Origin of the sequence: Pseudomonas syringae group sp. J248-6, assembly GCF_032586995.1 — a bacterium.
Lineage (GTDB): Bacteria > Pseudomonadota > Gammaproteobacteria > Pseudomonadales > Pseudomonadaceae > Aquipseudomonas > Aquipseudomonas amygdali.
The window spans coordinates 1-12,429 of record NZ_JAWHOP010000015.1 but is presented as its reverse complement, the minus strand read 5'-3'; the positions used below and the strand labels follow the sequence as shown (position 1 = coordinate 12,429).

The following is a 12,429-nucleotide window of genomic DNA, read 5'->3' as shown; positions in this document are numbered from 1 at the left end:
ACCACGCTGAGGTCCGGCATGCAAGACTCGATCATCGACATCTGCGTCGAACAAGGCTTGCAGGCCGAGCAGGACCTTCTGGCGGCTGTGTGTTCCGGCGCTGCCGATCATGGGTTGCTGTTCTGGCGACCCAATGACCGGGCGCTGGTCATGCCGCGCCGCATGAGCCGCTTGCCGGGTTTTGTCGAGGCAAGCGAGACCCTGGCTGACAATGGATGGCCCGTGTTGTTGCGTGAAACCGGTGGTGAGCCGGTGCCACAATCCTCTTCCACAGTGAATATCGCGCTGGTCTATGCACAGCCCGCTGCTGATGTTGATCGTGACCGCATAGAAACCGCTTACCTGCGCTTGTGTCAGCCGTTGCTAAACCTGTTGATCGAGTTGGGCGGCCAGGCTTCATTGGGCGAAGTGGCGGGTGCATTCTGCGACGGCCGCTTCAACGTCAACCTTGATGGTCGCAAGATGGTCGGAACTGCCCAGCGCTGGCGGCAGAGTCAGGGCGGAACGCGTCCTGTAGTGTTGGCCCACGGCGCATTGTTGCTGGATGATGAGCGTGTACAGATGGCGGGAGCGGTCAACCGCTTCAATGAGCTTTGTGAGCTTGAGCCACGTATTCGGGCCGAAAGCCACGTTGCCTTGCACGAAGTGTTTCCGGATGTCGACGTTCTGCCTCGCCTGGCGCAGGCCTATCGGCAGCTACTCGCTGAACTCTGACTGGCAGAGGTTCAGCGCGTACCGTACACCACCATCGTTTTTCCCTTGACGTTGACCAGGCTCTGCTCTTCCAGGGCCTTGAGCACGCGCCCGACCATCTCTCTTGAACAGCCTACGATGCGTCCGATCTCCTGGCGGGTAATCTTGATCTGCATCCCGTCCGGGTGGGTCATTGCATCTGGCTGCTTGCACAGCTCAAGCAACGTGCGAGCTACTCGCCCGGTGACATCGAGAAACGCCAGATCACCGACCTTGCGTGTGGTGTTGCGCAGGCGCTCGGCCATCTGACTGCCCAGAGCGTAGAGAATTTCCGGCTCCTGGCGGGTCAGCTCGCGGAAGGCGCCGTATGAAATCTCGGCCACTTCGCATTCGGTCTTGGCTCGCACCCATGCACTGCGCACGGATTCGCGTCCCGGCTGCTCAAACAGACCCAGTTCACCAAAAAAATCCCCGCTGTTGAGATAGGCGACGATCATCTCGCGTCTTTCGTCATCTTCGATCAGAACCGTGACTGAGCCCTTCAGGATCAGAAACAGCGACTCAGAGCGATCACCCGCATTGATGATGTTGCTTTTGGCGGGGCAGCGGCGGCGTTCTGCATGGGGCAGCAGCTTGTCGAGACTGTTTGCTTTGGGCGTAAATGTTATTGCGACCATGCGTGACTTCCGAAAATAAGATGTATGGCCAAATGGCATACCTGTAGGTATCGGCTGCGCCTGCATTCTCACCAGCTTTTCCAGACGTGTAGGAAGCTATTTGCGAATATTCCTACGCGTTTCCTACAAAAAGCATTGTTTCAATGCGTCCAGGCAGGGTTTGGCGCTGTGCTAAGCTGGCGACCCCTTTTTTACAGTGGAGTCCTGGCGATGAAGGCACGCATTCAATGGGCTGGCGAAGCCATGTTCCTCGGCGAATCCGGCAGCGGACATGTGGTAGTGATGGACGGCCCGCCTGAAAGCGGTGGCCGCAACCTGGGTGTACGCCCGATGGAAATGGTATTGATCGGCCTGGGCGGCTGCAGCAACTTTGACGTGGTGAGCATCCTGAAGAAGTCGCGCCAGCCAGTGGAAAGCTGCGAGGCATTTCTTGACGCCGAGCGCGCGGATGAAGATCCGAAAGTGTTCACCAAAATTCATCTGCACTTCGTCGTCAAGGGTCGCGGTCTGAAAGAAGCTCAGGTCAAACGGGCTATCGAGCTGTCGGCGGAGAAATATTGCTCTGCCTCTATAATGCTCGGAAACGCGGGTGTGAAGATCACTCACGATTATGAAATTGTCGAGTTGACCTGAACGCCAGACATCCAACGATCATAAAAACGGCGCACACTCTGGCAGACGGCTTCGGACGTCTGCATAATGCGCCACTTTTTCAGGGCGCAGCATGTACTGGTTTTCTGCTGCAGGCCCGAACAGACAACCAAAATCGCCAACGCGAAGAGGTGTTAACCGTCCTACGCAGATGAGCCGGACTCAACTGACGGGCATGCTTGATCACGCGGCTGGCGCCGCACCCATATAGAGAGTTTTTAACGGTGAAAAGCAAACTCAAGCTCCACGGGTTCAATAACCTGACAAAGACCTTGAGCTTCAACATTTATGACATCTGCTATGCGGAAACCCCGCAGGACCAGCAGGCGTATGTCGAATACATCAACAGTGTGTATGACGCAGAACGCCTGACGCGGATTCTGACTGATGTTGTCGATATCATTGGTGCCAACATCCTGAACATTGCGCGTCAGGATTACGATCCACAAGGTGCCAGTGTGACCATTCTGATCTCCGAGCAGCCGGTGACGCCTACCGAAAGCCAGATCGAAGAGTCGCCAGGTCCACTGCCGGAAACCATCCTGGCGCACCTGGACAAGAGCCACATCACGGTTCATACCTACCCGGAAATTCATCCGGTAGATGGCATCGCCACGTTCCGCGTGGATATCGATGTGTCGACCTGTGGCGTTATTTCACCGCTCAAGGCGTTGAATTACCTGATTCATAAGTTTGAGTCGGATATCGTGACCGTCGATTATCGCGTGCGCGGCTTTACCCGTGACGTGGAAGGCAAGAAGCACTTCATCGATCATGAAATCAACTCGATCCAGAATTACCTGTCCGAAGACACGCGCAACGGTTACCAGATGACCGACGTGAACGTGTATCAGGAAAACCTGTTCCACACCAAGATGCTGCTCAAGCAGTTCGAACTGGATAACTACCTGTTCGGCGACGCGACCAGCAACTTGTCTGCAGAGCAGCGCGAACAAGTGACCGCCAAGGTCAAACACGAAATGCTGGAAATCTTCTACGGCCGTAACGTAGCCGTATAAGCCCGGATTCCGGACATTAAAAAGGTGCCTGTTGCAGGCGCCTTTTTTATTCGTCCTTATCCATCCGGTTGCGTCGTCAGATGCGATAAGTCGACTTGGTCATGACCTTGGCCAATATGCTCATGCCAAACTTGACCGGTGCCGGGAAGCGAAAGCCGCCTGCTTCCAGCGCTGACTCGGCATGGTGTTCTTCATCACTGAGCATCTGTTCCAGAATGGCCCGCGACTTTCCGTCCTCGCTCGGCAATTGCTCAAGGTGTTCACTCAGGTGCTTGCAGACCTGATCCTCTGTCGCCGCGACGAAACCCAGGCTGACCCGGTCGCTGATAACGCCGGCTACCGCGCCGATCCCGAAGGACAGGCCGTAGAACAGCGGGTTCAGTACGCTGGTATGGCTGCCAAGCTGATGAATGCGCTGCTCACACCAGACCAGATGATCGATTTCCTCTTCAGCCGCATGCTCCATCGCCTTGCGCACCTTGGGCAGCTTCGCTGTCAGCGCCTGTCCCTGGTACAGCGCCTGAGCGCAGACTTCACCGGTATGGTTGATGCGCATCAGGCCTGCAACGTGGCGAGTGTCGACGTCGCTCATCTTGTGATCGGGCTGGACGACCGCAGGGGAGGGGCGTTGCGGATGTGCGCTCAATGGCAGCAATGTACGCATTGCGCTATCGGCTTGCAGTAAAAGACGGTCGAGGGGGGAATAGTGACGTTCGGTAGCCATGGGCACCTCCGGAAGATCATGCGGGCAGTTTACCCGAATCGGCCGCAGGCAGCAGGGCTTGTGTCGGCGCGGCCAGCGAACATAACGGCCGCTGGCCGGCTGCAAAGCCCGGAAACGCTGGATCAGCCCGGCGGCCAGTTCATCTGACGCTGACCGAGTACATGCATGTGGATGTGATAAACGGTCTGTCCGCCCAGATCATTGCAATTCATGACCACGCGGAAGCCTTCTTCACAACCCAGTTCAAGGGCCAGACGCTGCGCCGTGAACAGGATATGCCCCGCCAGGCCTTTGTCTTCTTCGGTCAGATCGTTCAGGGTCCGAATGGGCTTTTTCGGGATAACCAGAAAATGCACGGGTGCCTGTGGGGCGATGTCATGAAAAGCCAGTACCTGGTCATCTTCGTAGATGATCTTCGCCGGAATTTCCCGATTGATGATCTTGGTAAACAAAGTTTCCACAGCCGTTTGCTCCTTGTCGGTTGATGGTCGTCGCAGGGTATTGCTGTGCAGCAGTGCGCCTGAGTGTACTGAGCGAGGCGCCGCTCGCCCAGTCGTTTGTCTGTCAGCGTGGGCAGTACTTCCTGTTGATGTAGCCGCTGATCTGGCGGGCCAGCCAGCGCGAGACCAGGCGCGGACTGAACGTCCATAGCCGGGTGCTGAAGCCGGGGATGATCACCGCACGGTCCTTTGCCAGTGCGCGAACGGTATACAGGGCCACTTCTTCGGGGCTCATCAGGTTGTCGACATTGACCTGCAACTGCGCGGTACGGAAAAAAGCTGTTCGGGTCGGGCCGGGGCACAACACCGAGACCTTCACCCCGGCCTTCTTCACTTCCTCGCGCAGCCCCTCGGAAAAGTGCAGTACATACGCTTTGCTCGCGTAGTAGGTACTCATCCACGGCCCTGGCTGGAAAGCCGCCACGGAGGCGACATTGAGTATCTGGCCACCACCTTGAATGGCCATGAGGTTGCCGACGGTATGGCACAGGCGAGTCAGTGCGAGGATGTTCAGGTCGATCAGGTCCTGCTCGGCGCTCCAGTCCTGCGCCAGAAAAGGTCCGCACGTGCCGATGCCCGCTGCATTGACCAGCAGATCAATCTGATGCGCGCCGTCTTCCAGTTCCAGCAGGAAGCCCGAGAGTCGCAGCGGTTCGCCCAGGTCGCATGCACGAAACAGCACTTCCACGCCAAAACGCTGAGTCAATTCCAGTGCAATTGTTTCCAGCAGGTCGCGTTGGCGGGCGACCAGAATCAGGCTGCGACCACGGCGTGCCAGCGCTTCGGCCATCGCCAGGCCTATGCCGCTGGACGCGCCGGTGATCAGGGCGTAACGGGTCATGCATTTCTCCATTGAGCATATTGCGCCCGGCAGTCTGCCGAACCGTGAGCAGTCTATTACGTGTCACTGTGTTTCTTTGAGCTCTTTGTTGACATCCACCGGCACGACCAAGGCACTGTCCTGGTCTTGTTCATCGTCGTACGGGAGGGATTGCTCGTACTCGTCTGTCTGCAGTTCCAGCTCGTCGCGCAGCATGCCTGCGCCTCCGGCAGTGAGGCCAATCAGAATAATCGGTAGCAGCAACAGCCACAGAATGGCCAGCGTCTTTACGCCTTTCGAGTTCGGCGGTGGCGGCGGGCCGAACTGATTGGGGCCTTTTGTCCCCGGCAGCAGGACCATGAGGAACGGGAAGACGCTGCCTATGAAGGGCACCATCGTCAGCAGTAAAAGCCAGCCCGACCAGCCCAGGTCGTGCAGCCGTTGTATACCGATCTGTGCACCGATGACTGCAAACACCACGAGCACCACCGCGCTCAGTAGCCCGCCAGCGACCAGTGACTCGTTCATCGTCAGCAGGCACACGGCAACCAGCGCCAGTGCCGCTGCGCTCAATACCAGGCTCCAGGCCAGATAGCGCAAACGCCCGATGCGCCCGTTTATGCTCAGGACTTTTAGAGTCGAATGCTCCGGCTGATCACCGCCAACCTGTGCTTTGGGCGGCGCATAGGGCGATATTTCCAGATGCGCGGGTTTTTGTGGTGGCGGGCTCGCTGTTTCATTGAGGCTCAGGCTGATGTCGCTGTCCGGTTCGATGCGTGCTTCGACACCTGCATCGTTAAGTGCCTTCAGGTAGCGCTCTGCATCTGTGTGGGTCAGCCCGCGCTTGAGCGCAACGGGCTGGCCGTTGAACAACTTTTGCACTGCGCGAGCTTCGCTTTTGAACAACCCCGCAAGGTTGGCCTTCGCGGTATCAAGCTCGACGCCTTCACGCACCTGTCCTTCAAATACAATCTTGAAGAGGGAATCGGCCATACAGGGCTTCCTTGTCTTGGGGGGGAACAGTACCGGGCGCTTGCGTTACACATTGCGTAAAGCCGAGCGCCCTGTTGTGTTGCTGGAGAGGCCGAATGCTTTCCGGTCAGAAGGGTTTGACGATGACCAGAATGACGATAGCGATCAGGATCAGCACAGGAATCTCGTTGAACCAGCGATAGAACACATGGCTGCGGCCATTTTCTCCGCGGGCAAAGCGTTTGACCTGTGCGCCACAGACATGGTGATAGCCGATCAGCAGGAACACCAGTGTCAGCTTCGCGTGCATCCAGCCCTGACTGAAATAACCGCTGGCATCAAAGCTGATCAGCCAGCCGCCGAAGACCAGCGTTGCGATCATCGCCGGGGTCATGATGCCACGGTAGAGCTTGCGCTCCATCACCATGAAGCGCTCACGGCTGACCGTGTCCTCACTCATCGAGTGGTAGACGAACAGTCTTGGCAGATAGAACAGGGCTGCAAACCAGCAGACCATTGAAATGACATGCAGCGCTTTGACCCATAGATAGAGCATTTTTGATTATTCCCAGGTTCACGGTGGCCGAATAGTAGTGTCTTGTGCGTCCGTACGTCACGTTGTCGGTTGTCGCAGAAGCGATAGGCTCCTATTATCGACCGCTTTCCAGTTGTTTCGTTGAGGGCAGGTTATGGTCAAGGTCGGTATTGTCGGCGGCACGGGTTACACCGGGGTCGAGCTGCTGCGTCTGTTGGCACAGCATCCGCAGGCAGAAGTAGTGGTCATTACCTCGCGCTCGGAGGCCGGCATGCCAGTCGCCGAGATGTACCCGAACCTGCGAGGTCACTACGACGGCCTGGCTTTCAGCGTACCTGACGTGAAAACCCTGGGTGCCTGTGATGTGGTGTTCTTCGCCACGCCTCACGGTGTCGCTCATGCCCTGGCCGGTGAACTGCTCGCGGCAGGCACCAAGGTGATCGACTTGTCTGCCGACTTCCGTCTGCAGGACCCGGTCGAGTGGGCCAAGTGGTACGGCCAGCCTCATGGCGCTCCGCAACTGTTGGAAGACGCGGTGTACGGGCTGCCGGAAGTCAATCGCGAGCAGATCAAGAATGCGCGGCTCATCGCCGTGCCGGGTTGCTATCCGACGGCTACCCAATTGGGTTTCCTGCCACTGCTTGAGGCGGGGATTGCCGATAACACTCGCCTTATTGCCGACTGCAAATCTGGCGTGAGCGGTGCCGGGCGTGGTTTGAGTATCGGCTCTCTGTATTCGGAAGCCAATGAAAGCTTCAAGGCCTATGCCGTAAAAGGCCATCGTCATCTGCCTGAAATCACCCAGGGCCTGCGTCGCGCTGCGGGCGGTGATATCGGCCTGACGTTCGTTCCGCATCTGGTGCCGATGATTCGTGGCATTCACTCCACGCTCTATGCGACGGTCACTGATCGTTCGGTGGACCTGCAGGCGCTGTTCGAGAAGCGCTACGCCGACGAGCCTTTTGTGGACGTAATGCCCGCAGGCAGCCACCCCGAGACCCGCAGTGTGCGCGGAGCCAACGTTTGCCGCATCGCGGTGCACCGTCCGCAGGGCGGCGATCTGGTTGTCGTGCTGTCGGTTATCGACAATCTGGTCAAAGGTGCGTCAGGTCAGGCGGTTCAGAACATGAACATCCTGTTTGGTCTTGATGAGCGTGCCGGTTTGTCTCACGCGGGCATGATGCCGTAAGGACTGCCGCCGTCCAGCAAATAGTTGACCGATTTTCTAGGAGAAGCGGATAATGCCGTCATTACGCATTACGACGGCTAACGCCGGGAGATATCTGACATGAGTGTCGAATCCTTCACGCCTACCGCTTTGGAGTTCACTCCAAATGCAGCGCACAAGGTGAAAACCCTGGTCGACGAAGAGGGCAATGATCGTCTCAAACTGCGTGTATTCGTTACAGGTGGCGGTTGCTCAGGTTTTCAGTACGGTTTTACTTTCGATGAAGATGTGGCAGACGATGACACCATCGTCGAGCGCGAGGGCGTAAGCCTGGTTGTCGATCCAATGAGCTTTCAGTACCTGGCTGGCGCAGAAGTCGATTATCAGGAAGGGCTTGAGGGGTCGCGATTCGTGATCAAAAACCCGAATGCTTCCACGACCTGTGGCTGTGGCTCCTCGTTCTCGATCTGATCGAAGCGTGCTGTAAACAAAAACGCCGCTCATTGAGCGGCGTTTTGCATTGTGGCATGGCGTCAGGCGGGGTAGATCGCGCCCAGAACACGTCTGCCTTTGGCGCCGGTTACCGTTGGGCGGTTGGCCGGTACGCCTTCGAGGCAGCAATGAGCCAGCCAGGCAAACGCCATGGCCTCAACCCAGTCAGGGTCTACGCCGAACTTCTCGGTACTGTTGACCTCGGTAGTGGGCAATAGCTCTGCAAGGCGTTTCATCAGCGCCTTGTTATGTGCGCCGCCGCCACAGACCAGAAGCTCCTTGGTGACCGCTTGTGCCGATTGCAGCGACTCTGTGATGGTCAGTGCAGTCAGTTCCAGCAGCGTGGCTTGCACGTCTTCAGCAGTCAACGTTGGCAGCTGGAACAGATGATGGTGCACCCAACCCAGGTTGAATACTTCCCGACCGGTGCTTTTTGGGCCTTTGGTCAGGAAGAACTGATCGCTGAGCAGTTTCTTGAGAAGGGCTTGATCAACCTTGCCGCTCGCCGCCCACGCCCCATCCTTGTCGTAGCTTTCATGGCGCTGGGATTGTATCCAGGCATCAAGCAGTACGTTGCCGGGTCCACAATCGAAGCCTTCGACCGGGCGATCGGACTCTATCAGGCTCAAATTGCTGAAGCCGCCGATGTTCAATACGGCGCGGTGATCTTTGTTATCGTCGAACAGTGCTTCGTGGAAGGCGGGCACCAGCGGCGCACCCTGTCCACCTGCGGCGATGTCGCGACGACGAAAATCACTTACCACGGTGATCTCGGTCAGCTCTGCCAGCAGCGCCGGATTGCCGATCTGAATGCTGTAGCCGCGCGCAGGTTCATGACGAATAGTCTGGCCGTGGCTGCCAATGGCGCGAATCTGAGCGGGCACCATGTTTTGATCTTCCAGCAAGGTCTGCACGCCCTGGGCGACCAGCCTGCACCACTTCTGCTCGGCGATTGCTGCGCGTGCAAGCTCATCGGCACCACTGGAGCAAAGCCCCAGCAGTTCGGCATGCAGATCTTCCGGCATCGGGATGTAGTGAGTAGCCAGAAGCCTTGATCGGTCATCCTGCTTCAAAAGGGCGATATCAATCCCATCGAGACTGCTGCCGGACATCACACCTATATAGAAGAAGTCCATGGATTACCTTTTATTCGAGGCCAGCGTGGTGGCCTTTTCCTGATCCATGCGCGCCATCAACGGCTGGCTTTGCTGCATGAACCGCTGTTTTTCGGATTTGGCGATCGGATCCGCCATCGGAAGCTTCTGGCCCAGCGGGTCTACGTGAACGCCATTGACCTGAAATTCATAGTGCAAGTGCGGGCCAGTAGACAAGCCGGTAGTTCCAATATAGCCGATTACCTGACCTTGCTTAACGGTTCCGCCGGTTTGTATGCCTTTGGCAAAGCCTTGCATGTGACCGTACAGCGTGCGGTAGGTATCGCCGTGCTGGATGATGACGGTATTACCGTAACCGCCGCGACGGCCAGCGAGCAGAACTTTGCCATCGCCGGTCGCCTTGATCGGCGTACCGCGTGGCGCTGCATAGTCGACGCCCTTGTGCGCGCGGATCTTGTTGAGGATCGGGTGTTTGCGACCCATCGAGAACATGGAGCTGATGCGGGCAAAGTCTACCGGGGTGCGGATGAATGCCTTGCGCATGCTGTTGCCGTCGGCCGTGTAGTAATTGGTATTGCCTTGCTTGTTGGTGTAACGAACGGCGGTGTAGGTCTTGCCACGGTTGGTGAAGCGAGCGGACAGGATATTGCCTGTGCCGACGCTTTTGCCGTTGACCAGTTTCTGTTCGTACACCACGTCAAATTCGTCACCCTTGCGGATGTCCTGCGCGAAGTCGATGTCGTAGCCGAAGATGTTGGCCATGTCCATCGTCATGCTATGAGTCAGGCCGGCGCGCTGTGCTGACTGTGAAAGTGAGCTGTTGATCACCCCGTGGACGTAGACGTTACGCACGTTGGGCTTGCTGATTTCGCGATTGAAAACGAAGCCGGAAGCCGATTTCGACAGGCTGATGGTTTCAAGTTCGCTGAGTTTGGTATGCAGTTGCTTGAGCTGGCCTTCCGGCGATAGCTCGAACTGCAAGGCTTGCCCGTTCTGCAGCTTGGTGAACTGTTTGGCCTGCTTGTCGCTGGCCAGCACTTCATGAACGGTAGCGGCTGGCAGCCCGACTTTTTCAAACAGAGTCGAAAGCGTATCGCCCTTGCTGACGATCACTTCCCGATGGTTAGGGTCTTTGGCCGGCGCCGGCTTTTCTGCTTCAGACTGTGCTGTGGCGGTGTCTTGGGCCTGGTCATCGGCATTGTCGATCTGGGCAAATGGCGATTCAGTGGTTTCAGGTGTGGCTTGAGCAGCGTCTGGAGCGTCTTGGTCTTGTGCGTCCTGATCCGGCATCTCCAGATCAAGGGAAAGATTCGTTCGTTTGGCTTCAACTTCGCTGGAAGGAAAAACCAGGAGAGCCAGGCTCAACAATGCGGCAATGCCGCTTGCAGCGAGCAGGTGACTCTTCGGATAAAGCGGGGGCGCTTTAGGCGGTGTGTCTTTCATAGGTAATTTGACTTTGAAAAAGGTGAAATGGAAAAGATGAATGACATGATGAAGATGAAATAACTGTATAAAATATAACCAAAACCTGCTCGAAGCAACCCTTCCCGCGTATCAGTCACTGATTCGCAGGCGAACGCTGGGCAAAACTTGTAATTGGGCTCTGATCTTGTAAGGTTGGTTCCCTTTGAATTGGGGGCTGAAATGAAGTCGGTTGAAGAACAGCTGGCGCTGATCAAGCGCGGTGCAGATGAACTCCTGGTCGAGGCCGAACTGGTCGAGAAGCTGAAGCGTGGCCAGCCACTGCGTATCAAGGCTGGTTTCGACCCGACAGCGCCCGATCTGCACCTTGGACACACCGTGCTTATTAATAAGCTGCGGCAGTTTCAGGACCTGGGGCATCAGATCATCTTCCTTATCGGTGACTTCACCGGCATGATCGGCGACCCGAGCGGCAAAAGCGCGACGCGCCCGCCGCTCACCCGTGAGCAGGTTCTCGACTACGCCGAAACCTACAAGTCTCAGGTCTTCAAGATTCTCGATCCGGCCAAGACCGAAGTCGCGTTCAACTCCACCTGGATGGACAAGCTGAGTCCGGCTGACTTCATTCGCTTGTCTTCGCAGTACACAGTCGCCCGTATGCTTGAGCGTGACGATTTCGACAAGCGCTATAAAAGCAATCAGTCCATCGCCATTCATGAATTCCTTTACCCGCTGGTGCAGGGTTATGACTCCGTGGCCTTGAAGGCTGACGTCGAGCTGGGTGGTACTGATCAGAAATTCAACCTGCTGATGGGGCGCGAGCTTCAGCGTGCGTATGGGCAGGAGCCGCAATGCATTCTGACCATGCCGCTGCTGGAAGGCCTGGATGGCGTGAAGAAGATGTCCAAGTCGTTGGGCAACTACGTTGGTATTCAGGAAGCGCCGGGCATTATGTACAGCAAGCTGGTATCGATTCCGGATTCGCTGATGTGGCGCTACTTCGAACTGCTGAGCTTCCGTTCGATGGAAGAGATCAATGGCTTGAAGGCTGATTGCGAAGCGGGTGCCAATCCGCGTGATATCAAAATCAAGCTGGCCGAAGAGCTGGTCGCCCGTTTCCATGGCGAAGAAGCTGCCGCCAATGCGCATCGTTCTGCGGGCAACCGTATGAAGGAAGGCGAGCTGCCAGACGATCTGCCAGAGATTTCCGTAGCTGCTACAGAGGATATGCCGATCTCGGCCGTCCTTAATAAGGCGGGGCTGGTAAAGAACGCTGCTGTCGCTCGCGATCTGCTGGCATCTGGCGGTGTGCGTATAGATGGTGGGGTGGTGGATCGCGGCTTTGTATTCAAGCTGGGTGCGACTCACGTCTGCCAGGCTGGCAAGAAGGCTTTCGGGCGCGTTACCCTGGTTTCTGAAGAAAGTTCAAAATAACGGTTGACGCCCTCTGTGATCTGTCTATAATTCGCCCCACTTCCGGCGCAGACGGAAACGAAAAAGCCTTGTAGATCAATAGTTTACGAGGGTTTGGAGTGAAGAGTCAGCGAGGAAAGAGGTCGGGTCTGCAGTGATCGACAGCGGTGAGAAAAAAGAGTTTGACACGCGGTTGTAACGCTGTAGAATTCGCCTCCCGCTGATGAG

Annotated in this window: 14 protein-coding genes; 6 read left to right on the top strand and 8 right to left on the bottom strand. The window is 56.8% G+C overall.

What is annotated here, in order from left to right; translation table 11 throughout:
* Positions 1-18 precede the first annotated feature (18 nt).
* A complete protein-coding gene (locus RYC17_RS18635; RefSeq protein ID WP_122258514.1) occupies positions 19-714 on the top strand; it encodes a biotin/lipoate A/B protein ligase family protein in 696 nt (231 codons plus the stop codon).
* Positions 715-725: 11 nt separating this feature from the next.
* Here the strand turns inward: RYC17_RS18635 and crp are convergent, their stop codons facing one another.
* Positions 726-1,370 (bottom strand): cAMP-activated global transcriptional regulator CRP, encoded by a 645-nt coding sequence (crp, locus tag RYC17_RS18630; protein WP_005743964.1) that lies wholly within the window; start codon positions 1,368-1,370, stop codon positions 726-728.
* A gap of 210 nt (positions 1,371-1,580) precedes the next feature.
* On the opposite strand from crp, the gene RYC17_RS18625 reads away from it, so the two are divergent.
* Both RYC17_RS18625 and speD read left to right on the top strand, forming a co-directional pair.
* Complete coding sequence (locus tag RYC17_RS18625) at positions 1,581-2,003, top strand: OsmC family protein (protein WP_057404116.1); 423 nt, start codon at positions 1,581-1,583, stop codon at positions 2,001-2,003.
* Positions 2,004-2,245: 242 nt separating this feature from the next.
* Entirely contained in the window at positions 2,246-3,040 is a 795-nt protein-coding gene (gene speD / locus RYC17_RS18620; protein ID WP_002551946.1) for an adenosylmethionine decarboxylase, read from the top strand.
* A gap of 76 nt (positions 3,041-3,116) precedes the next feature.
* Here speD and coq7 read toward each other — a convergent pair whose 3' ends face one another.
* The 5 genes from coq7 to hemJ all read right to left on the bottom strand — a co-directional run bounded on the left by coq7 (position 3,117) and on the right by hemJ (position 6,612).
* Positions 3,117-3,764 (bottom strand): 2-polyprenyl-3-methyl-6-methoxy-1,4-benzoquinone monooxygenase, encoded by a 648-nt coding sequence (coq7, locus tag RYC17_RS18615; protein WP_058408576.1) that lies wholly within the window; start codon positions 3,762-3,764, stop codon positions 3,117-3,119.
* Between the two features lie 122 nt (positions 3,765-3,886).
* Entirely contained in the window at positions 3,887-4,225 is a 339-nt protein-coding gene (locus RYC17_RS18610) for a histidine triad nucleotide-binding protein (protein WP_004660762.1), read from the bottom strand.
* A 103-nt stretch (positions 4,226-4,328) separates the two neighbouring features.
* Positions 4,329-5,105 (bottom strand): SDR family NAD(P)-dependent oxidoreductase, encoded by a 777-nt coding sequence (locus RYC17_RS18605; protein ID WP_002551949.1) that lies wholly within the window; start codon positions 5,103-5,105, stop codon positions 4,329-4,331.
* A gap of 63 nt (positions 5,106-5,168) precedes the next feature.
* Positions 5,169-6,077 carry a DUF805 domain-containing protein gene (locus RYC17_RS18600; protein ID WP_316904033.1) on the bottom strand — a complete coding sequence of 303 codons (909 nt, stop codon included), beginning with the start codon at positions 6,075-6,077 and terminating at the stop codon, positions 5,169-5,171.
* A 106-nt stretch (positions 6,078-6,183) separates the two neighbouring features.
* Positions 6,184-6,612, bottom strand: coding sequence for a protoporphyrinogen oxidase HemJ (gene hemJ / locus RYC17_RS18595; protein ID WP_058408578.1), 429 nt, complete (start codon positions 6,610-6,612; stop codon positions 6,184-6,186).
* A gap of 133 nt (positions 6,613-6,745) precedes the next feature.
* On the opposite strand from hemJ, the gene argC reads away from it, so the two are divergent.
* Both argC and erpA read left to right on the top strand, forming a co-directional pair.
* Entirely contained in the window at positions 6,746-7,780 is a 1,035-nt protein-coding gene (gene argC / locus RYC17_RS18590) for an N-acetyl-gamma-glutamyl-phosphate reductase (RefSeq protein WP_058408579.1), read from the top strand.
* A gap of 99 nt (positions 7,781-7,879) precedes the next feature.
* Complete coding sequence (gene erpA / locus RYC17_RS18585; RefSeq protein ID WP_002551953.1) at positions 7,880-8,230, top strand: iron-sulfur cluster insertion protein ErpA; 351 nt, start codon at positions 7,880-7,882, stop codon at positions 8,228-8,230.
* A gap of 62 nt (positions 8,231-8,292) precedes the next feature.
* Here the strand turns inward: erpA and RYC17_RS18580 are convergent, their stop codons facing one another.
* Positions 8,293-9,387, bottom strand: coding sequence for an anhydro-N-acetylmuramic acid kinase (locus tag RYC17_RS18580; protein ID WP_058408580.1), 1,095 nt, complete (start codon positions 9,385-9,387; stop codon positions 8,293-8,295).
* A 3-nt stretch (positions 9,388-9,390) separates the two neighbouring features.
* Positions 9,391-10,809 (bottom strand): peptidoglycan DD-metalloendopeptidase family protein, encoded by a 1,419-nt coding sequence (locus RYC17_RS18575; RefSeq protein ID WP_122258516.1) that lies wholly within the window; start codon positions 10,807-10,809, stop codon positions 9,391-9,393.
* Positions 10,810-11,010: 201 nt separating this feature from the next.
* On the opposite strand from RYC17_RS18575, the gene tyrS reads away from it, so the two are divergent.
* The gene (gene tyrS / locus RYC17_RS18570) at positions 11,011-12,222 is read left to right on the top strand and encodes a tyrosine--tRNA ligase (protein ID WP_058408581.1); all 1,212 of its coding nucleotides are present in this window, start codon (positions 11,011-11,013) and stop codon (positions 12,220-12,222) included.
* The last annotated feature ends 207 nt before the right edge of the window (positions 12,223-12,429 follow it).

Coding starts and splice junctions, on each gene's coding strand:
- tyrS (WP_058408581.1), top strand. CDS start 11,011: ATGAAGTCGGTTGAAGAACAGCTGGCGCTGATCAAGCGCGGTGCAGAT.
- RYC17_RS18635 (WP_122258514.1), top strand. CDS start 19: ATGCAAGACTCGATCATCGACATCTGCGTCGAACAAGGCTTGCAGGCC.
- hemJ (WP_058408578.1), bottom strand. CDS start 6,612: ATGCTCTATCTATGGGTCAAAGCGCTGCATGTCATTTCAATGGTCTGC.
- RYC17_RS18580 (WP_058408580.1), bottom strand. CDS start 9,387: ATGGACTTCTTCTATATAGGTGTGATGTCCGGCAGCAGTCTCGATGGG.
- coq7 (WP_058408576.1), bottom strand. CDS start 3,764: ATGGCTACCGAACGTCACTATTCCCCCCTCGACCGTCTTTTACTGCAA.
- RYC17_RS18605 (WP_002551949.1), bottom strand. CDS start 5,105: ATGACCCGTTACGCCCTGATCACCGGCGCGTCCAGCGGCATAGGCCTG.
- erpA (WP_002551953.1), top strand. CDS start 7,880: ATGAGTGTCGAATCCTTCACGCCTACCGCTTTGGAGTTCACTCCAAAT.
- RYC17_RS18600 (WP_316904033.1), bottom strand. CDS start 6,077: ATGGCCGATTCCCTCTTCAAGATTGTATTTGAAGGACAGGTGCGTGAA.
- crp (WP_005743964.1), bottom strand. CDS start 1,370: ATGGTCGCAATAACATTTACGCCCAAAGCAAACAGTCTCGACAAGCTG.
- argC (WP_058408579.1), top strand. CDS start 6,746: ATGGTCAAGGTCGGTATTGTCGGCGGCACGGGTTACACCGGGGTCGAG.
- RYC17_RS18625 (WP_057404116.1), top strand. CDS start 1,581: ATGAAGGCACGCATTCAATGGGCTGGCGAAGCCATGTTCCTCGGCGAA.
- RYC17_RS18575 (WP_122258516.1), bottom strand. CDS start 10,809: ATGAAAGACACACCGCCTAAAGCGCCCCCGCTTTATCCGAAGAGTCAC.